We start from the raw sequence: 19,956 nt of genomic DNA, 5'->3' as shown, positions 1-19,956 counted from the left end.
AAATCTGTTCAGGTTCAATCGGTTAGCGTTTTTCCTGGGAGGGGTGTAGGGCCGCAGGGCAGGCGCAGCAAGGGTTCTGGCTCTATTGAAGGCATTTGATTGATTGAGAAAATAAATTCAATCGCGGTTTCCTACAGTCGGTCAGGAACATTCAACACCACTGGTGCTATATACAGGTGTCAGTGAGATACTGCCGCTCTGGCTCGCCACGTTCCCTTTTCTGACATGACTCAGCGAAAAATCATCCACATCGACTGTGACTGCTTCTACGCCGCCATCGAAATGCGCGATGACCCGCGTCTGGCCGGCAAGCCGTTGGCAGTGGGTGGTTCTGCGGATCGGCGCGGGGTGATTGCCACCTGCAATTATGAGGCGCGCGCCTATGGGGTGCGCTCGGCGATGGCCTCGGGGCACGCCTTGAAATTGTGCCCGGATCTGACCATCGTCAAGCCGCGTATGGATGCGTATCGCGAGGCGTCCAGGGAAATCCATACGATCTTTGCCGATTACACCGACCTGATCGAGCCGCTGTCACTGGACGAGGCCTATCTCGATGTCTCGGACAGCGCGCATTTCGGCGGCAGTGCCACGCGAATCGCGCAGGACATTCGCCGGCGCGTCTCCAATCAATTGCACATCACCGTGTCTGCGGGCGTAGCGCCAAACAAGTTTCTGGCGAAGATCGCCAGTGACTGGAAAAAACCCAACGGCCTGTTTGTGATCACGCCGGATCAGGTCGAAGACTTCGTCAGCGGCTTGCCAGTGAGCAAGCTGCACGGCGTCGGCAAGGTCACCGCCGACAAGCTGGGCAAACTCGGCATCGTCGATTGCGCGCATCTGCGTGAATGGGGGCGATTGGCGCTGGTGCGCGAATTCGGCAGTTTTGGCGAGCGCCTGTGGAACCTCGCCCGTGGCATTGACGACCGGCTGGTGCACAACGACAGTCGGCGACAGTCGATCAGCGTGGAAAATACCTACGACGCCGACCTGCCGGATCTGCGCAGCTGTCTCGACAAGTTACCCGAATTGCTCGACACCCTGAAAACCCGGATGGAGCGGATCGACAGCAGCTATCGGCCGGGCAAGCCGTTCGTCAAAGTGAAATTCCATGATTTCACCCAGACCACGCTGGAGCAGGCCGGGGCAGGGCGGGATCTTGGCAGCTATCAGTTGATGCTGACGCAGGCGTTCAATCGCGGCGGCAAACCGGTGCGGTTGCTTGGGGTCGGAGTAAGGCTGGAGGATTTACGTGGCGGGTTTGAGCAGATGGAGTTGTTTGAGCGGTAGATTTGCGGCGTATCTCAGATAGTCATCGCGGGCAAGCCCGCTCCCACAGTGTTCGATGGTGAAACACCTATTGTGTGAACACCCATAACCCTGTGGGAGCGGGCTTGCCCGCGATGCCTTTAGCTTTTAATTCGGTCCCGGATCCGCCACCAGACGCCCGGCATCCCGAGTCAGCGACTTCAGAAACTCAGCCTGCAATTCAGGATCGTTGCGCGTCAATTCGATCAGGCTTTGTTCCAGTTCGCTGGCTTCTTCTTCCAGGCCCAGCTCCGACAGGCGTTTGACCCGGTGCACCCACTGGCTCACCTCGTCGTCTTCCAGATCGTCATAGATCAGCCCGTGCGCTTCCAGCAACTTGTCGCGCAAGTGGCTGCTGAGCATCAGCGTCGAATCGGAGTGCACGTCGTCCTTGGCGTCCTCGACACTGATCTGCAAGCGGCCGATATGATTCAGATCGTTTTCGGCGAACGGGCTGTCGAGCAGATTCAAACGCAGCACGCCGTTGCGATCGGTGGTCATGTCGAAAGTCTGCTTGCCAGCCTTGACCTGTACCGGCCGCTCGCTCCACGGCAGGCTCGAATATTCCGTGCGCTTGTCGCGCTGGACTTCGTCGATACCCGCCAGATTCTGCTGCGCGCGCCCGTTGGATTGCGCGTTCATGAATGGATTGAGCCCGGCGAAACCGTAGCTGAACCAGTCCTTGGTCACACTGTCCGGCAGGTTGCCCAGCGCAAACACGTTGACCACGTTGGCACCGACACCGCCGACCACGGCGACCGCGCCCAGCGGAATCTCATAGACTTCGCGCCAGGGTTGGTAAGGCGTGTAGCGGTCGTAACGACGGGTGACTTCGAACTCCGTGACTTCAAAAGTCTTCTGCTCGTTGATCTTAACGCGTCGTTGCGGCAGCTCAAGCACCTTGGGCTCGCCGACATCGATCTGCAGGCTGTGGTCGAGCAGTTTGCGCTCGACCCGCTCTTCGTGCTCGCTGCGCTGCGACATGTGATTGGCGCAGCCGCTGACCAGCAGGGCGCCGCACAGGGCGGCGCCACCGAGGCCTAAGGTGTTTCGCTTGAACATGACGTCTCTATCTGGTTTCAGCGGCGGATACGCGCCTGCAGGAAGGACAGTACGTCGGCGACCGGCAATGCTTGCGCTTCGCCTTCGGTACGACTCTTGTATTCCAGGTTGCCTTCGGCGAGACCGCGGTCGCTGACCACGATCCGGTGTGGAATGCCGATCAGCTCCATGTCTGCGAACTTGATGCCCGGGCTGGTTTTCTTGTCGCGATCGTCCAGCAGCACTTCGAAGCCGGCGGCCGTCAGTTCGGCGTACAGCTTGTCGGTGGCTTCGCGCACCTGCTCGGTTTCATAACGCAGCGGCACCAGAGCAATCTGGAACGGCGCCAGGGTGTCGCTCCAGATGATGCCGTTTTCGTCGTTGTTCTGCTCGATTGCAGCGGCAACCACGCGGGACACGCCAATGCCGTAGCAACCCATTTCCAGGGTCACCGGCTTGCCGTTCTCGCCCAGCACTTCGCACTTCATCGCCTTGCTGTACTTGTTGCCCAGTTGGAAGATGTGTCCGACTTCGATGCCGCGCTTGATCTCCAGCGTGCCCTTGCCGTCCGGGCTTGGGTCGCCGGCGACGACGTTACGCAGGTCAGCAACGGTCGGAACCGGCAGATCACGCTCCCAGTTCACGCCAAAGTAGTGCTTGTCGTCGATGTTTGCGCCAATCGCGAAGTCGCTCATCAGCTCGACCGAGCGGTCGATGATAATCGGCAGCGGCAGGTTCAGCGGGCCGAGCGAACCGGCGCCGGCGCCAATCGCGTCACGCAGGTCGGCATCGGTGGCCATGACCAGCGGGCTGGCTACGCCTGGTTGCTGGGCGGCTTTGATTTCGTTGAGTTCGTGGTCGCCACGAACGACCAGCGCGATCAGCTTGCCTTCTTCTTCGGCGCGCACGATCAGGGTCTTGATGGTCTTTTCAATCGGCAGATTGAATTTTTCCACCAGGGCCGCGATGGTCTTGGTGTCTGGCGTATCGACCAGACGCAGTTCTTCGGTCGGCGCCGGACGCGAAGTTTCCCGTGGCACGGCTTCGGCTTTCTCGATGTTCGCCGCGTAGTCGGAACCGTTGCTGAAAACGATGTCGTCTTCGCCGGACTCGGCCAATACGTGGAATTCGTGCGAACCGGCGCCACCGATCGAGCCGTTGTCGGCTTCAACCGGACGGAATTTCAGGCCCAGACGGCTGAACACGTTGCAGTAGGCCTGGTGCATGCGGTCGTAGGTGACCTGCAGCGATGCCTGATCGGCGTGGAACGAATACGCGTCCTTCATGATGAATTCGCGGCCGCGCATCAAGCCGAAGCGTGGGCGGATTTCGTCACGGAATTTGGTCTGGATCTGGTACAGGTTGATCGGCAGCTGCTTGTAGCTGCTCAACTCGTTGCGCATCAGATCGGTGATCACTTCTTCGTGGGTCGGGCCCGCGCAGAAGTCGCGACCGTGGCGGTCTTTGATGCGCAGCAGCTCAGGACCGTATTCTTCCCAGCGCCCCGATTCCTGCCACAGCTCGGCCGGTTGGGTGCTCGGCATCAACACTTCCAGAGAGCCGGCCGCGTTCATTTCTTCGCGAACGATGGCTTCAACCTTGCGCATTACCCGCAGGCCCATGGGCAGCCAGGTGTACAGGCCCGAGGCGAGTTTGCGGATCATGCCGGCGCGCAGCATCAGCTGATGGCTGATCACGACCGCATCGGAAGGCGTTTCTTTCTGTGTGGCGAGCAAAAATTGACTGGTGCGCATGGTTGGCCGTTGTCGGTTGCTTTGACTGGAAATGACGGAGCAGTGTACCGGCGAGTTTTGTCGACGTACAGGCATGCGGCCGCTGGTGAGGTTCGACGGCGGGATTCCTCCCGCCGGCGGCGAAACGTCTTACGATTCTTCGACAACCGGGGTCGGTGTAGGCTCGGGCGTTGGCGTCGGGCCTTCGCGGCGGCTCTCCTGGAACCAGTGCAGCGCGATCAGCACCAGCGTCGGCACGCCGAGCAGGGCAGTGATCAGGAAGAAACTGTGATAACCGAACTTTTCCACCAGCACGCCGGAATAGCCGCCCATCAGTCGCGGCAACAACAGCATGATCGAGCTGAGGAGGGCGTACTGGGTGGCCGAGAACTTGAGGTTGGTCAGGCTCGACAGGTAGGCCACGAACGCCGAGGTCGCCAGGCCGGAACTGAAGTTGTCCAGAGAGATGGTCACCACCAGCATCTGCAGGTTCGGACCCATGTCAGCGAGCATCACGAACAGCAGGTTGGTGCCCGCCGAGGCTGCACCGCCGATAAACAGAATCGGCAGAATGCCGAAACGTACGATCAGCAGGCCACCCATGCCGGCACCGACGAGGGTCATGATCAGGCCGAAAATCTTGCTGACACTGGCGATCTGATCCTTGGTGAAGCCCTGGTCGATATAGAACACGTTGGCCATCACGCCCATGACCGTGTCCGACATGCGATAGGTGGCGATCAGGCCGAGCAGCAGCAGCGCCTGCCAGCGGTAACGCAAAATGAAGTCGTTGACCGGGGTCAGCACCGGCGCCAGGCCGCGGCGGCCCATGGCTGAAAGGCACAGGCCGGTGAGCAGGGTATAGAGAATGGCGCGCAGGAATGCGCGATCTTCCAGTAACAGGTCGAGCGGGCTCATGTCGCCGAACAGTACCCTGGCGAAATCGGTGTTGTAGAGCTGAGTGAACATCGCCGGCACGGACACCAGCAGGATGATCAGCACGAATACCGACATCAGTTGATGCATGAACGTGTAACGCCCGGCCTGCAATTGCGTACGCAGCGGTACGGGCGGCTCGCGCATGAACAGTGTGGTCAGCAGTGCCGGAACCATCAACGCGCCGAACAGCACATAAGTACCCGTCCAGGCGGCGTGCTTATAGTTGAAACCGGTGGAGCCGAAGCCTTCGGCGAAGAATAGCGCGCCGGCGGTGGCGAGCAGGGCGGCGACGCGGTAGCCGGACATGTAGCTGGCGGCGAGCGCGGCTTGCCGGCTGTCATCGGCGATTTCCAGGCGATAGGCGTCGACGGCAATATCCTGAGTGGCGGAGGCGAAAGCGACCACTACGGCAATCGCAATCAGCCAGGACAGGTGTTTTTGCGGATCGCAGAAACCCATGCCGATCAGCCCGAGAATCACCAGCGCCTGCGAAAGCACCAGCCATGAACGGCGACGGCCGAGCTTGCCAAGCAAGGGCAGGCGCCATTGGTCGAGCAGGGGAGACCAGACCCATTTGAACGCATAGGCCAGGCCGATCAGACTGGCGTAGCCAATGGTTTCACGGGCGACACCGGCTTCACGCAGCCAGACCGAAAGCGTTGAGAACACCAGCATGTACGGCAGGCCGGCGGCAAAACCGAGCAACAACAGCACGAGCGTCGAAGGACTGGCATAGGCGGCGAGCGCGGCGCGCCAGGTTTTACGGGGCATGGGCTGAAGTCTGCCTCAAGATTGCGAAAACAAAGCGCGCACTCTAACCGCTGTGCTCTACCGGACGCCAGCCATGGCGCCGAATATCCACACGATTGTTCTGGACGGTGATGCCTTCGATGCGCAGTCGCGCCCGTTGTTCATCGCCGGACGGGCTGCCCACAGGAAGGCTGATCCGCCCGCCAGCGCCCAGCACCCGGTGCCATGGCAACCGGGTATCGGCGGGCAACTGACTCAGGGTTCGTCCGACCCAGCGCGCGGCGCGTCCCAACCCAGCCAGTTCGGCCAACTGACCATAGCTGACGACTTTACCCTCCGGCACTTGCGCGAGAGTGGAGTAGAGCGCCGTGCGTCGGATTTGCGCTTCGCTGTCATGAGCGTCGGTGGGTGCTGTCACGGGCGTGGTTCCTGAACCGGGGCTTTTTCAAGGTGTTCAGAGTAATCCGTCGCCGCGTAGTTGAGAAATGAACTCATTGGAAATCGTCCGGTCAGTCCTTGTCAGGGTCTTATTCCTACGGATAATGCCGACCTTTTTCCGACAACTGAGCCCTCGATTCGCCTATGTTTTCCAGATCCCTGCTGTGCCTTGCTGTTTTCAGTGCGTCCACGCCCCTGCTTGCCGACACCGTCTGGTTGAAGAACGGTGACAAGTTGAGCGGCACCATCAGCGTCTTCGATGGCGGCAAGCTGTTGATCCAGACCAAATATGCCGGTGCGGTGACCATCGACTGGAAAGAGGTCAAGACCCTGGAGAGCGAGCAGCACCTGCTGGTCAAGCAGGACGCTTATACCGGCGAAGTCTCCAAGTCGCTGACTGCGGCGGACGACGGCAAGGTCACCCTGGCCAACGGTGACGCGCCGAAAACCGTCGAGCTGGCGAGCATTCAGCAGATCCTCAAGCCAAAACCGATCGTCACTGACCTGGTGTGGAAGGGCAATGTCGACCTGGCGCTGGATTATCAGCGCGCCGAGAAAGATACCGATGATTACGATGTCGCGTTCAAGACCTCGGCGCGTCACGGTCGTTGGCGTCATACCGCCGAAGGTGAGTACAACCGCGAAGTGCAGGACGCCGAAACTACCACCAACAACTGGCGCGCCGAGTACTCCCTTGACCGCTTCATTACCGATCAATGGTTCTGGCAAGGTCGCCTGAACTACAAGCGTGACCACATCGAAGAGCTGGCGCGTCAGCGGGTGGTCGGTACCGGTCCCGGCTACCAGTTCTGGGACGATGAGTTGGGTGCATTCTCGCTGGGCTCGTTGCTCAACCGCACCGATTACGAATACCGCGATGGCAGCAAGGACAACTTCTACTCTGTTGCCATGAAGTGGGACTACAACCGCTACCTGATCGGCAAGAAGGTCGAGTTCTTCACCAACGGTGAAGTCGGCAAGCCACTCTCGGGTGTGGCGGATTACGCACTGGATGCCGAACTGGGCCTGCGCTACAAGGTCACCGAGTGGGCGTCGCTCAACCTCAAGGCCGAGCGCGACATCATCAGCGGTACCAACGATGCCGATCTGAACAAGACCCGCTATACCGCAGGGTTTGGCGTGGCCTGGTAAGTCATCGATAAAAAATCGCAGCCGTTGTCGGGCTGCGATTTTTTTTGCCTGGACAAAACAGACGCCCACAAAAAAGCCCCGCTTTTGAGGGCGGGGCTCTTTTCTAAAGAAGCTACAAGTTAGATAACTTGTACTTCTTCAGCTTGCATGCCTTTCTGACCGCGGGTAGCGATGAAAGAAACCTGTTGGCCTTCTTTCAGGCTTTTGAAGCCGTCGGATTGGATAGCTTTGAAGTGAACGAACAGATCGTCACCGGATTGTGGAGTGATGAAGCCGAAGCCTTTTTCATCGTTGAACCACTTAACGGTACCGGTTTGGCGATTAGACATGGTGTAACTCCTTGAACAAAGATAACTGCGACTCAGGAAGAACCCTGGCCGAGACTGAGTGCAAAGAGCAGGAAAAATTCTTGTAGATGGTTGGATCGAAATTCAACATATCGTGTAGAGATTCTCAGTGACACAAGCAACACAGTGACGCCACCTTAACCCTTTTTCCGGAACGTGCCAATGCTTGTTGCAAAGGTTTCTGTGTTTTCGGGATCGGCGGTGTGACAGTTCGTCGCCGCAGCCCGTATTTCCAGGGTGTTCGCCGAGAATTGCAGTGCGCACTTTGAACGAGGCGGCGCGCCCGGTAAGATGCCGGACAGAATTTTTCCACCTCGCTATTCAGGACAAACCCGCCATGAGCATCAAATCGGACAAGTGGATTCGCCGCATGGCGCAGGAACACGGCATGATCGAACCGTTCGTCGAACGCCAGATGCGCGGCAGCGACGACAGCCGGGTGATTTCCTACGGCGTATCGAGCTACGGCTACGATGTGCGTTGCACCAACCACTTCAAGGTGTTCACCAACATCAACTCGGCCATTGTCGACCCGAAGAACTTCGACGCGGGCAGCTTCGTCGACATCCACAGCGACGTCTGCATCATCCCGCCGAACTCCTTCGCGCTGGCCAGCACCGTCGAATACTTCCGCATTCCACGTAATGTGCTGACCATCTGCCTGGGCAAAAGTACCTACGCTCGCTGCGGCATCATCGTCAACGTCACGCCGCTGGAACCCGAGTGGGAAGGCCACGTGACGCTGGAGTTCTCCAACACCACCAACCTGCCGGCGAAAATCTACGCCAACGAAGGCGTGGCGCAGATGCTCTTCCTCGAATCCGACGAGGAATGCGAAGTGTCCTACAAGGACCGCGGCGGCAAATACCAGGGCCAGCGTGGCGTGACCCTGCCGCGCACCTGATCGGTCATCCGACGGAACGCGGGAATTCTTCGGCGGGCAGACACTCTATGAGGTGTACTGCCCGTTTTTGTTTCCAGCGAAACGGGCCTTCGCCGAGGAGTGCCCTATGAAGATCGATCCGCAAATCACTGCCGAACTGGCAAGGCTTGAGCCCAATCAGGTTGGCGTATTGGCCTGGTCCTTGTTGGCGCATCCGCCTCTGAGCGCGGCTGGCGGAGTTCCCGGTCAGCCTGATCCCGATACTCCCAATGAACAACCGACCGAACCCGGCGAGCCGACCCTGCCGGACGAACCGCCTCCGGCGCCTGTCGCCTGACCCACTGTCACCGGTATGGCCCGTCAGTTACTAACTGACGGGCCATATTTCGTTATCGCCGATCACGAAGACTCTGCAGGTTTCGTCGCGCTCGACCTGAAAGCCGCCGGTAAACGCCCCGAATGCCGGCATCAGGCTGATGCGCTCGCCCAGCCGGAAACAGGCCAGACGCAGGCTCTGTCGCCCCTTGCCGTGCAGCCGATAGACCGGATGCACATGCCCGGCGAGTACGTGCCGTTCGGGATGCGGCTCGGGTTCATGTTGCAAGGCAAAAGGGCCCAGCAGCAGCGGTTCGGGCACCACGCGAATACTCAGCGAGGCTGGGGGATCGCCCGCGCGTTTGTCGTGGTTTCCGCGAATCAGCGTCATCGGCAGCTCTGCGTGCCGCGCCCGCCACTCTGCCAACGCGTTCAGCGTATTGGGCGCATGTGAGCCGGGTCCGTGGAGAAAATCGCCGAGGAAGATCAACTGGCGGCACGGCAGCCTCGCCAGCAACCCGTCGATCACAGCGATATTGCTCGCAGTGGTGCCATGCGGCACCGGTTGGCCGAGGCTGCGATAGGCCGCTGCCTTGCCGAAATGCACGTCGGCGATCAGCAGTGCTTCCTGCGCCGGCCAGTACAGGGCTTTTTCCGGCAGCAACCACAATTCTTCGCCGGCCAGGCGCACCGGATACGCCGCGCTCATGACGACTTGCCGTTGTCAGCGGTTTTTTCCAGATCACCCACCATTCTTCTGATCCTGTCGGCCAGTTTTTCCGAACTCATGCTTTCACGCATGCGCTCGACCAGTAGCGGAAAGCCCAGCGGTGTCGGGCGTTTGATCAAATGCACATCGAGTTTCATCCGGTTGATCCGCTGCAAGGTCTGCTCCAGTCGAGCGATATCCAGTTCTTCGCGCAACACTTCCTCGCCGGCCTGGGCCAGCAGCAGGTTGTCGGCATCGTATTGTTTGAACACTTGAAAAAACAGACCGCTCGATGCCTGCACCTGGCGGGTACTTTTCGGCGCCCCGGGATAACCGGCGAAGACCAGTCCGGCGATCCGCGCGATCTCGCGAAAGCGCCGTAGCGCCAGTTCGCCCGCGTTGAGGCTGGCCAGCACGTCGGCCAATAAGTGATCGGCATTAAACAGCGCACCATTCAAATGTTCAGCCCAATCGACGGGCGTGGCACTGAGCAGTTCCAGTCCGTAATCATTCACTGCGATCGAGAACGTCACAGGCTGGCGCTGGCTGACCCGCCAGGCCAGCAGGCTAGCCAGCCCCAGATGGACTTGGCGCCCGGCGAAGGGGTAGAGAAACAGGTGCCAGCCTTCGCGGGATTTCAGTACTTCGGCCAGCAGATTTTCCGCGGTGGGCAGGCCGGACCAGCGCATCTGCGTGTCCAGCAAGGGCCGCAAGGCGTGCATTTCCGGCCCGGTGAATTCGCCTTGAGCGGCCGCGGTGAAGCGCCTGACCACGGCTTCAGCCAGCTCGTTGGAAAGCGGCATGCGCCCGCCATTCCAGCGTGGCACGGCGGCTTTTTTCGCGGTGCTGCGTTTGACGTAGGCGGTCATGTTTTCCACGCGCACCAATTCCAGCAAGCGCCCGGCGAACAAGAAACCGTCTCCCGGTTTAAGCCGGGCGATAAAGCCTTCTTCGACGCTGCCCAGTTGCTTGCCACCGCCGCCCTTGCTCCAGAATTTCAGATTGATGCTCGCATCGCTGACGATGGTGCCGATGCTCATCCGGTGGCGCCGCGCCAGACGCGCATCCGGCACCCGCCAGACGCCCTGTTCGTCGGGCTCGACCCGGCGATAGTCCGGATAGGCTGTAAGAGACATCCCGCCATGGCGTACGAAAGCCAGCGCCCAGGCCCAGTCGGCCAGGGTTAGGTCGCGGTAAGCCCAGGCGCCGCGGACTTCTTCGTACAACTCTTCAGGAATAAACCCACCGCCAAGGGCCATGCTGACCAGATGCTGCACCAGCACATCCAAAGGCTTGTGCGGCGACAGGCGCGGCTCGATGCGCCGCTGCTCGACCGCATCGCGCGCGGCCACCGCTTCGATCAGTTCCAGACTGTGAGTCGGCACCAGCGTCACCCGCGAGGTGCGCCCCGGTGCGTGACCGGAACGCCCGGCCCGTTGCATCAGACGTGCAACGCCTTTGGCCGAACCGATCTGCAACACGCGCTCGACCGGCAGAAAATCCACGCCCAGATCCAGGCTGGAGGTGCACACCACAGCTTTCAATTGCCCGTCCTTAAGCGCCTGCTCCACCCAGTCACGGGTATCGCGGGACAGCGAGCTGTGATGCAAGGCGATCAACCCGGCCCAATCCGGCCGTGCTTCAAGCAGTGCCTGGTACCAGATTTCCGATTGCGCCCGGGTATTGGTGAATACCAGGCTGCTGGCGCAGGCGTCGAGTTCGGCGACCACTTGCGGCAGCATCTTCAGGCCGATGTGCCCGGCCCACGGAAAACGCTCGATGGCCGGTGGGAGCAAGGTGTCGACGGCCAGCGCTTTTTCGCTTTGTCCTTGCACACTCACGCCCCCACCCTGTGGGATCAGCACCTGTTCAGCGTGGGATTGATTACCAAGAGTGGCGGAAACACCCCAGACGATCAGTTCCGGTTGCCAATGGCGCAGGCGGGCGAGGGCCAGTTGCAATTGCACGCCGCGCTTGTTGCCGAGCAGTTCGTGCCATTCATCGACGACGATCATGCGCAAGGTCGACAGCGCCGTGCGCGCATCTGCACGGGCGAGCAGCAGCGTCAGGCTCTCTGGCGTGGTGATCAGCGCAGTCGGCAGGCGCCGGCCCTGACGGGCGCGCTCGCTGCTGCTGGTGTCGCCGGTGCGCAGGCCGATGCTCCAGGGCAGGTGCAGGTGATCAACCGGTGCCTGCAAGGCGCGGGCGGTGTCAGCGGCCAGCGCGCGCATGGGGGTGATCCACAGCACGGTCAGCGGTTCGGCGGGTGGTTTGCGTTTGCGCGGTGTTTCGACGGCAGGTCGAGCGCGAGCGTAGCGGTTGAGCGCTGCGAACCACACGGCATAGGTTTTACCGGCACCGGTGCTGGCATGCAGCAGCCCGGACTCACCATTTTTTACCGCAGCCCACACCTGTTTCTGAAACGCGAACGGCTTCCAGCCGCGGGCGCTGAACCAGGTTTTTGCAAGATCGGGGGATTTCGCCATGCCGGCTGCGTGCGCTCTGGAGGGGTTTTTTCAGAGACAGCGAAGCGGGGGGACAAGTTTGATTTTTCAGGTTGGCACGCAGTGCTTTTATGTAGGAGTGAGCCTGCTCGCGATAGCGGTATAACAGTCACACATGCATCGACTGGTATGACGCTATCGCGAGCAGGCTCACTCCTACAGGGGAATTGTGTACGGCGTTATTTCAGGTTGCCGCTGAGGAACTGCTTCAGCCGTTCGCTCTTCGGATTGCCCAACACATCCTCCGGCGCGCCTTCTTCCTCCACCAGGCCCTGATGCAGAAACAGCACCTGATTCGACACCTTGCGCGCGAAACTCATTTCGTGGGTGACCATGATCATGGTCCGGCCTTCTTCGGCCAGGCCCTGAATCACCTTGAGCACTTCGCCGACCAGTTCCGGGTCCAGCGCCGAGGTGGGTTCGTCGAACAGCATGACTTCCGGTTCCATCGCCAGCGCCCGGGCAATCGCCACGCGCTGTTGCTGGCCGCCGGAGAGAAACGCCGGGTACTGTTCTGCAACTCGCGCCGGCAGGCCGACCTTGTCCAGATAACGCCGGGCGCGGTCGTCGGCTTCCTGTTTGCTGCAACCCAGCACCCGGCGCGGGGCCATGGTGATGTTTTCCAGCACGGTCATGTGGCTCCACAGATTGAAATGCTGGAACACCATGGCCAGCCGTGTGCGCAGACGTTGCAGTTCATTGGCGTCGGCGACGTGCATGCCGTGGCGATCGGTGACCATGCGGATCGACTGGCCATCGAGGCTCATGGCGCCGTCGTTGGGTTGCTCGAGAAAGTTGATGCAGCGCAAAAACGTACTTTTGCCCGAGCCGCTGGCGCCGATCAGGCTGATGACATCGCCGGTCCTGGCCTTGAGCGAAACGCCTTTGAGCACCTGATGGTCGCCATAGCTTTTATGCAGGCCTTCAACGGTCAGTTTGTACATGGGACGAACATCCTCAAGGCGAAAGTAGGTAGCCGCTGCGGTAGGCTTCGGCGCCCGCAACGTGGGCGATGACCATGCCGGCAGTGGCCATGCGTCGCAGCGAGCGTGCGTACAGCAGGCCGGCGGCGGTGCAATGAATGGGGGTGACGCGATCGTGGATCGGGTCGATGATTTCGGCGATCTGCTGACCGGCCTCCAGGTACTGTCCAGCGGTGGCGGTGTACACCAGCAGGCCACCGACCGGGGTGGTCACCGGCTCAACGCCGGCCAACGGCGTGGCAGGGTAGGGCAAGGGCGGCTGCGGCTTGGTTTCGCCGACGATGGCATCGAACTGGATCAGATAGTCGATCAGCGCCTGGCAGTCGCGGCTGGCCAGCGGATGCGTGACGTCACCCTGACCGCGCAACTCGACGGTGACCGAGAAACTGCCCAGCGGAATCTCGAAGTGTTCGCCGAAGCGCTCCTTCAGTTGCCACCAGAGCAGGGTGAAGCATTCGTCGAAGGACTGACCGCCAGAGTCAGTGGCAAGCAGGCTCGCCTGGGCGCCGATGTAGCGCGCCAGCGGCTCGACCTGCGGCCAGGCTTCCGGCGTGGTGTAAAGGTGCACCACCGATTCAAAGTCGCAGTGCAAGTCGAGCACCATGTCGGCGTCGCAGGCCAGCCGTTGCAGAGTCAGGCGTTGGGATTGCAGTTGCGTGCTGGCGGTCTGGCGGGCGAGGGCGGCGCGCAGGCTGGCGCGGATCAGCTCAAGGTTGTGTTGCGGGTCGTCGCTGAGCTGGCCTTCGATGGCGTTGCCGATTTCCTCGCTGAGGTCGACGAACCAGCGGTTGAAGTTCTGCCCGCTCTCCAGCTCGTAGCGACCCAGCGGCACGTCCATCAGCACTTGCTCGAGGCCGACCGGATTGGCCACCGGCACCAGTACGATCTCGCTGCGCAGGCGGCCGGCGGCTTCCAGCTCGGCCAGCCGTTGCTTGAGGTGCCAGGCGACCAGCATGCCGGGCAGTTCGTCGGCATGCAGCGATGACTGGATATACACCTTGCCCTTGGCCTGCTCCGGGCCGAAGTGGAAGCTGTGGATCTGTCGTGCGGTCCCCGGCAGCGGGGCCAGCAAGTCATGAATCAGGTGGCGCATGGTTTATCTCTTTATTTCCTGAGCTGGGCCTAGTGCGTCGGCCCGAGGAAGGCCAGCCAGCGCCGTTCGGCGAGACGGAACAGGCCGACCAGCGCAAAGGTGATGGTCAGGTAGATCAGCGCGGCAATGCCGAACGACTGGAAAGTCAGGAAGGTCGCCGAGTTGGCGTCCCGCGCGACTTTGAGGATGTCGGGAATGGTCGCGGTGAAGGCCACGGTGGTCGAGTGCAGCATCAGGATCACTTCGTTGCTGTAATACGGCAACGACCGGCGCAGCGCCGAAGGCATGATCACATACGCATACAACTTCCAGCCGGTCAGGCCGTAAGCCTTGGCCGCTTCGACTTCACCATGGTTCATGCTGCGAATCGCCCCGGCGAAAATCTCCGTGGTGTAGGCGCAGGTGTTCAAGGCAAAGGCGAGGATCGTGCAGTTCATCGCATCGCGAAAGAAACTGTCGAGCAGCGGTTGTTCGCGCACCGCCGCCAGACTGTAGATCCCGGTGTAGCAGATCAGCAACTGGATATACAGCGGCGTGCCCCGAAACAGGTAGGTGTAGAACTGCACCGGCCAGCGAATGTAGAAGTGCGGCGAGACGCGGGCGATCGACAGCGGAATCGAGACGATGAAGCCGATGCAGATCGAGGCGGTCAGCAGCCACATTGTCATCGCCAGCCCGGTGATGTTCTGGCCGTCGGTATACAGGAAGGCGCGCCAGTATTCCTGGAGGAGTTCGATCATCGCACGGCCTCCCGGGCACCGGCCGCGTAGCGACGTTCGAGCCAGCGCAGAATGAAGTTAGACGCACTGGTGATCAGCAGGTAGATCAACGCGGCGAGGACCAGAAAATAGAACAGTTGATAGGTGCTTTTACCGGCGTCCTGCGCGGCTTTGACCAGATCCGCGAGACCGATGATCGACACCAGCGCGGTGGCCTTGAGCATGACCATCCAGTTATTGCCGATGCCCGGCAGGGCGAAACGCATCATTTGCGGAAACACCACGAAGCGAAAGCGCTGACCGCGTTTCAGGCCATAGGCGGTGGCCGCTTCGACCTGACCGCGCGGCACGGCGAGGATCGCGCCACGGAAGGTTTCGGTGAAATACGCGCCATAAATGAAGCCCAGGGTCAGTACGCCGGCGCTGAACGGGTCGATCTCGATGTATTCCCATTCCATGTAGTCGGTCAGCGACGTCAGCCAGGTTTGCAGGCTGTAGAAGATCAGCAGCATCAGCACCAGGTCCGGCACGCCGCGGATCAGCGTGGTGTAGAGCTGGGCGGGCAGGCGCAGCAGTTTGACTTTCGACAGTTTGGCACTGGCGCCGAGCAGGCCGAGCAACACGGCCACCAGCAGCGACATCGCCGATAATTTGATGGTCATCCAGGTACCTGCCAGCAGCAACGGGCCGAAGCCCTGCAGACTGAAGGAGGCCAGCCCCAGATTTTGCAGAAGGGTTTCAAACATAAATCAGCAACCTGAACGGATGGAAAAGGCGCCCATCGAGGATGGGCGCCGGGGCATTATTTGCCGCTGTACAGATTCAGGTCGCCAAAGTGTTTCTTTTGAATCTCGGCGTATTTGCCGTCGTCGTGTAACGCTTTGATACCTTTATCCAAAAGCGCTTTCAGCTCAGTGTTACCTTTCTTGATACCGACAGCCGTTTTCGCTGGCAGCAATTCGCTGTCGACTGGCTGGCTGATTTCATATTCGGCGCCTTTGGGCGACTTCAAAAAGCCCAGTTCGGCTTGCAGCATGTCCTGGATACCGGCGTCGAGACGACCGGAAGTCAGGTCGGAGTAAACCTGATCCTGGTTCTGATAGGCCTGGGTTTTTACCCCAGCCTTGTCCAGCACGGCTTTGGCGTAGGCTTCCTGAATGGTGCCTTGCTCGTAACCGACGGTTTTGCCCTTCAGCGACGCAACGTCAGCGGTGATGCCCGAGCCTTTCTTGAACACGTAAGCGGTCGGGCCGGAAAACAGCTCGCTGGAGAAATCGATGACTTTCTCGCGGGCCGGGGTCACGGTCATCGACGAGATCACGCCGTCGAACTTGTTGGCCTTGAGGCCCGGAATCATGCCGTCGAAATCGCTTTCGACCCACTTGCACTTGACCTTCAGCTCGGCGCAGATCGCGTTACCCAGGTCGATATCGAAACCTACCAGGCTGCCATCGGCCGCTTTCGACTCGAACGGTGCGTACGAAGGGTCAACGCCAAAGCGCAGCTCTTTGTATTCCTTGGCCAGCGCGGAGCCGGCGGCCATGCACAACGCCAGTGCAGAAAGGGTCAGCAATGCTTTTTTCATTATTCAATCCCTAAGAACCAATATGAGCGCTTGTGGCGCAGAATTATTGTTACTGCAACGCTTACGACCTATAGAAAGTAGCAATTTCCGAACCAGAGTGCCGAACAGGTGTTTTAAAAGATTGAGATACGAGGGCGAGCACGCGATTGGTGCGTGCGCTGGACTGGGTCTGGATTCTTGCACAGTTTTGGGGCTTTGCACTGCTCGGCGCTCGACTGCTCACCTTGATCGTTCCCACGCTCTGCGTGGTAACGCAGCCCAGGACGCTCTGCGTCCCTTCCAAAGCCGAACGCGGAGCGTCCGTTGAGGCATTCCCACGCAGAGCGTGGGAACGATCACCGCGATCACCGCGATCACGGGGCGGCCAGGATCAGGCCAGCAGATCCTGCAAGGTAGCGAGGCTGTCAGCCTCTTCGACGGTTTTATCCTTGCGCCAGCGCAGCATGCGCGGGAAGCGGACGGCGATTCCGCTCTTGTGCCGCCGTGACAGGGCGATGCCTTCGAAACCCAGTTCGAACACCAGGCTGGGTTTGACGCTGCTGACCGGGCCGAACTTCTCCACCGTGGTCTTGCGCACGATGCTGTCGACCTGGCGCATTTCCTCATCGGTCAGCCCTGAATAGGCCTTGGCAAACGGCACCAGCGAACGTTGGCTCGACTCCGGCGGGCCGTCCCACACGGCGAAGGTGTAATCGCTGTACAGGCTGGCGCGGCGACCGTGACCGCGCTGTGCGTAGATCAGCACCGCATCGACGCTGAACGGGTCGACTTTCCATTTCCACCACACGCCCATGTCCTTGGTCCGCCCGACGCCATACAGCGCCTCGCGCGCCTTGAGCATCATGCCCTCGACCCCGAGGCGCCGCGAGGCTTCTCGCTGCTGGGCAAGATCGGCCCAGTCGCTGCCGGTCAGCACCGGTGAAGGCAACAGCACCGGACTGTTGCAGCGCGCGATCACGGCTTCCAGTTGTTCGCGGCGTTTGGCCTGGGTCTGGTTGCGCCAGTCTTCGCCCTGCCATTCCAGCAGGTCGTAGGCCAGCACTACCACCGGCACGTCTTCGAGGATTTTCTTGTCGAGGGTCTTGCGGCCGATGCGTTGCTGCAGCAGGGCGAAGGGCTGCACCGCCGGCGGCGCCGTGGACTGTGGATTGAACGCGTCTTCGGTGCTCGGATGGGTGCTTTTCCACACCACGATCTCGCCGTCGATGACCGTGCCATCCGGTAGTCCATGCACCAGCACGTCAAGTTCGGGAAACCGTTCGGTGACCAGTTCCTCACCCCGCGACCACACCCATAAACGGCCGTCACGCTTGACCACCTGCGCACGAATGCCATCCCACTTCCATTCCACCTGCCAGTCGCTGACCGGGCCGAGCAATGCGTCGAACTGCTCGACCGGTTGCGACAGGGCATGGGCGAGGAAGAACGGGTAGGGCTGACCGCCGCGTTGGGCATGTTCGTCAGCCGATTCGGCGGCGATCAATTTCAGGTAGCTGGCGGCACTCGGCCGGTTGGACAGGTCGGTGTAGCCGACCAGTCGCTGCGCGACACGTTTACTGTCGAGCCCGGCCATCGATGCCAGCGCGCGGGTGACCAGCAGTTTCGACACGCCGACGCGGAAGCTGCCGGTGATCAGTTTGATGCACAGCATCAGGCTCGCGCGATCGAGTTGCGCCCACAGTGCCGGCAGTTGCCGCGCCAGATAATCCGGGGTTTCGCCGCGCAGCGGCAGCAGTTTGTCTTCGATCCACTCGGCCAGACCGGCTTCGGAGCTGTGCGGGTTTTCCGGCAACACCAGGGATATGGTTTCCGCCAGATCGCCGACCGCCTGATAGCTCTCCTCGAACAGCCACGGTTCCAGACCGGAGACCTCGACCGCCAGCTCACGCAGGATCTTCACCGGCACCAGTTGCCGGGGCCGGCCGCCGGACAGAAAGTACACCGCCCACGCTGCATCCTGGGGCTCGGCCTGGGCGAAGTAGGCCTGCATGGCCGCCAGTTTGGCGTTGCTTGAGGTGGTCGCGTCGAGTTCGGCGTACAGCTCGGCGAACGCTTTCATGTCGGCACCTCGGCGAGGGCGGGCTCGCTGGCGCTGCTTTCTTCTTCGTCATCGCCGTACTCGGTGCTGAAGCCTTGCGCGTCCAGGCCTTTTTCCCGCAGATGACGCACCAATACGCCGATCGAACCGTGAGTGACCATCACCCGTTCCGCGCCGGTCTGTTCAATAGCCCATAGCAGGCCTGGCCAGTCGGCGTGGTCGGAAAGAACGAAGCCTCGATCGACGCCACGCCGCCGCCGGGTACCGCGCAAACGCATCCAGCCACTGGCGAAACCGTCACTGAATTCACCGAAACGGCGCATCCACGTACTGCCACCGGCCGAAGGCGGGGCGATGACCAGTGCCTGGCGCATGATCGGGTCGCTTTTCTTTATGTCTCCGGCGTAGAGGGTTGGTGGCAAATACACGCCGGCTTCGCGATAGACCCGGTTCAGCGGCTCGACTGCGCCGTGGCTGAGGATCGGCCCGAGGCTGGCGTCGATGCCGTGCAGAATTCGCTGGGCCTTGCCGAATGAATAACAGAGCAACACGCTGGCTTTGCCGGAGGCGATGTTGGCGGCCCACCATTGATTGATCTCGGCAAATATCTGCGCTTGTGGCTGCCAGCGGTAGATCGGCAGGCCGAAGGTCGATTCGGTGATGAACGTGTGGCAACGCACCGGTTCGAACGGCGCGCAGGTGCCGTCCGGTTCGACCTTGTAGTCGCCCGACGCGACCCAGACTTCGCCACCGTATTCCAGGCGCACCTGCGCTGAACCGAGTACATGACCGGCCGGGTGAAAACTCAAGGTGACACCGTGGTGCGTCAGGCGCTGGCCGTACGGCAGGGTCTGCAGGTTGATGTCTTGCCCCAGTCGTGCACGCAGAATCCCTTCGCTGGCGCTGCTGGACAGGTAATGCTGATTGCCCGTGCGCGCATGGTCGCCGTGGGCATGGGTGATGACCGAACGTTCGACCGGGCGCCACGGATCGATATAGAAATCTCCGGCGGGGCAATAGAGACCTTCGGGTCGGGCGATAACAAGATCCATGTCGTGACCGGAATGGGGGGCTTGTTACGTATGAGGCGGGCGTGAGGCTGGAAGTTCGATCGGTTTTGGCGCGCCACCCTCACCCCAGCCCTCTCCCGGAGGGAGAGGGGGCCGAGCGAAGTGTCTGACGTGATGGACCGGGTTCTGATCGTTCCCACGCTCTGCGTGGGAATGCCGCCCGGGACGCTCCGCGTCCCCTCCAGAGCCGAACGCGGAGCGTCCGTTGAGGCATTCCCACGCGGAGCGTGGGAACGATCAGTGCCGGTTTCGGCAAAATGAAATCCATGCCGGATTCAGCCTCGCTCGATCAGGTCGGCGAATTAGCCAGGCATCCCCCAATCAGTCCCCTCTCCCTCCGGGAGAGGGCTGG

General features: G+C 60.9%; 18 protein-coding genes. 4 read left to right on the top strand and 14 right to left on the bottom strand.

Features of this window, described 5'->3' with window-relative positions; genetic code table 11:
* Positions 1 to 225 precede the first annotated feature (225 nt).
* Positions 226 to 1,287: a DNA polymerase IV gene (gene dinB, locus J3P75_RS21695; RefSeq protein WP_093104071.1), complete on the top strand. Its 1,062-nt coding sequence runs from the start codon at positions 226 to 228 to the stop codon at positions 1,285 to 1,287.
* A 126-nt stretch (positions 1,288 to 1,413) separates the two neighbouring features.
* Here the strand turns inward: dinB and J3P75_RS21690 are convergent, their stop codons facing one another.
* The 4 genes from J3P75_RS21690 to J3P75_RS21675 all read right to left on the bottom strand — a co-directional run bounded on the left by J3P75_RS21690 (position 1,414) and on the right by J3P75_RS21675 (position 6,186).
* The gene (locus tag J3P75_RS21690; RefSeq protein WP_203420996.1) at positions 1,414 to 2,367 is read right to left on the bottom strand and encodes a hypothetical protein; all 954 of its coding nucleotides are present in this window, start codon (positions 2,365 to 2,367) and stop codon (positions 1,414 to 1,416) included.
* A gap of 17 nt (positions 2,368 to 2,384) precedes the next feature.
* Positions 2,385 to 4,100, bottom strand: coding sequence for a proline--tRNA ligase (locus J3P75_RS21685; protein WP_336355019.1), 1,716 nt, complete (start codon positions 4,098 to 4,100; stop codon positions 2,385 to 2,387).
* A 129-nt stretch (positions 4,101 to 4,229) separates the two neighbouring features.
* On the bottom strand, positions 4,230 to 5,789 hold the full coding sequence (locus J3P75_RS21680) for an AmpG family muropeptide MFS transporter (protein WP_434708132.1): 1,560 nt from the start codon (positions 5,787 to 5,789) through the stop codon (positions 4,230 to 4,232).
* A 43-nt stretch (positions 5,790 to 5,832) separates the two neighbouring features.
* Positions 5,833 to 6,186 carry an MGMT family protein gene (locus tag J3P75_RS21675; RefSeq protein WP_434708131.1) on the bottom strand — a complete coding sequence of 118 codons (354 nt, stop codon included), beginning with the start codon at positions 6,184 to 6,186 and terminating at the stop codon, positions 5,833 to 5,835.
* A gap of 164 nt (positions 6,187 to 6,350) precedes the next feature.
* Between J3P75_RS21675 and J3P75_RS21670 the strand changes: the two genes are divergently transcribed.
* Entirely contained in the window at positions 6,351 to 7,358 is a 1,008-nt protein-coding gene (locus J3P75_RS21670; protein ID WP_090282087.1) for a DUF481 domain-containing protein, read from the top strand.
* A gap of 119 nt (positions 7,359 to 7,477) precedes the next feature.
* On the opposite strand, the gene J3P75_RS21665 is transcribed toward J3P75_RS21670, so the two are convergent.
* Positions 7,478 to 7,687 (bottom strand): cold-shock protein, encoded by a 210-nt coding sequence (locus J3P75_RS21665; RefSeq protein ID WP_002554837.1) that lies wholly within the window; start codon positions 7,685 to 7,687, stop codon positions 7,478 to 7,480.
* Between the two features lie 355 nt (positions 7,688 to 8,042).
* On the opposite strand from J3P75_RS21665, the gene dcd reads away from it, so the two are divergent.
* Positions 8,043 to 8,609, top strand: a complete 567-nt coding sequence (gene dcd / locus J3P75_RS21660; protein ID WP_007940589.1) for a dCTP deaminase — start codon at positions 8,043 to 8,045, stop codon at positions 8,607 to 8,609.
* 106 nt (positions 8,610 to 8,715) lie between these two features.
* Complete coding sequence (locus J3P75_RS21655) at positions 8,716 to 8,925, top strand: hypothetical protein (protein WP_090282088.1); 210 nt, start codon at positions 8,716 to 8,718, stop codon at positions 8,923 to 8,925.
* 30 nt (positions 8,926 to 8,955) lie between these two features.
* Here the strand turns inward: J3P75_RS21655 and pdeM are convergent, their stop codons facing one another.
* From pdeM to J3P75_RS21610, 9 genes are all read right to left on the bottom strand, one after another.
* Positions 8,956 to 9,612, bottom strand: coding sequence for a ligase-associated DNA damage response endonuclease PdeM (pdeM, locus tag J3P75_RS21650; RefSeq protein ID WP_434708129.1), 657 nt, complete (start codon positions 9,610 to 9,612; stop codon positions 8,956 to 8,958).
* Positions 9,609 to 12,098: a ligase-associated DNA damage response DEXH box helicase gene (locus J3P75_RS21645; RefSeq protein WP_434708128.1), complete on the bottom strand. Its 2,490-nt coding sequence runs from the start codon at positions 12,096 to 12,098 to the stop codon at positions 9,609 to 9,611. The genes pdeM and J3P75_RS21645 overlap by 4 nt, the downstream gene beginning before the upstream one ends.
* 197 nt (positions 12,099 to 12,295) lie before the next feature.
* A complete protein-coding gene (locus J3P75_RS21640) occupies positions 12,296 to 13,060 on the bottom strand; it encodes an ABC transporter ATP-binding protein (protein WP_394599276.1) in 765 nt (254 codons plus the stop codon).
* Between the two features lie 13 nt (positions 13,061 to 13,073).
* Positions 13,074 to 14,192, bottom strand: coding sequence for a succinylglutamate desuccinylase/aspartoacylase family protein (locus J3P75_RS21635; RefSeq protein ID WP_434708127.1), 1,119 nt, complete (start codon positions 14,190 to 14,192; stop codon positions 13,074 to 13,076).
* Positions 14,193 to 14,221: 29 nt separating this feature from the next.
* Entirely contained in the window at positions 14,222 to 14,932 is a 711-nt protein-coding gene (locus tag J3P75_RS21630; protein WP_090282093.1) for an ABC transporter permease, read from the bottom strand.
* Complete coding sequence (locus J3P75_RS21625; RefSeq protein WP_090282094.1) at positions 14,929 to 15,657, bottom strand: ABC transporter permease; 729 nt, start codon at positions 15,655 to 15,657, stop codon at positions 14,929 to 14,931. Before J3P75_RS21625 ends, J3P75_RS21630 begins: the two co-directional genes overlap by 4 nt.
* Before the next feature lie 56 nt (positions 15,658 to 15,713).
* Positions 15,714 to 16,496: a transporter substrate-binding domain-containing protein gene (locus tag J3P75_RS21620; protein WP_217864204.1), complete on the bottom strand. Its 783-nt coding sequence runs from the start codon at positions 16,494 to 16,496 to the stop codon at positions 15,714 to 15,716.
* A gap of 370 nt (positions 16,497 to 16,866) precedes the next feature.
* Positions 16,867 to 18,555 carry an ATP-dependent DNA ligase gene (locus J3P75_RS21615; RefSeq protein ID WP_434708126.1) on the bottom strand — a complete coding sequence of 563 codons (1,689 nt, stop codon included), beginning with the start codon at positions 18,553 to 18,555 and terminating at the stop codon, positions 16,867 to 16,869.
* Complete coding sequence (locus J3P75_RS21610; RefSeq protein WP_434708125.1) at positions 18,552 to 19,586, bottom strand: ligase-associated DNA damage response exonuclease; 1,035 nt, start codon at positions 19,584 to 19,586, stop codon at positions 18,552 to 18,554. Before J3P75_RS21610 ends, J3P75_RS21615 begins: the two co-directional genes overlap by 4 nt.
* Positions 19,587 to 19,956 lie beyond the last annotated feature (370 nt).

The sequence above is a fragment of the Pseudomonas sp. R1-1 genome, from assembly GCF_051132135.1.
Taxonomy (GTDB): domain Bacteria; phylum Pseudomonadota; class Gammaproteobacteria; order Pseudomonadales; family Pseudomonadaceae; genus Aquipseudomonas.
Note: the sequence above shows the minus strand (reverse complement) of the source record. Positions and strands in the feature narration are given on the sequence as shown.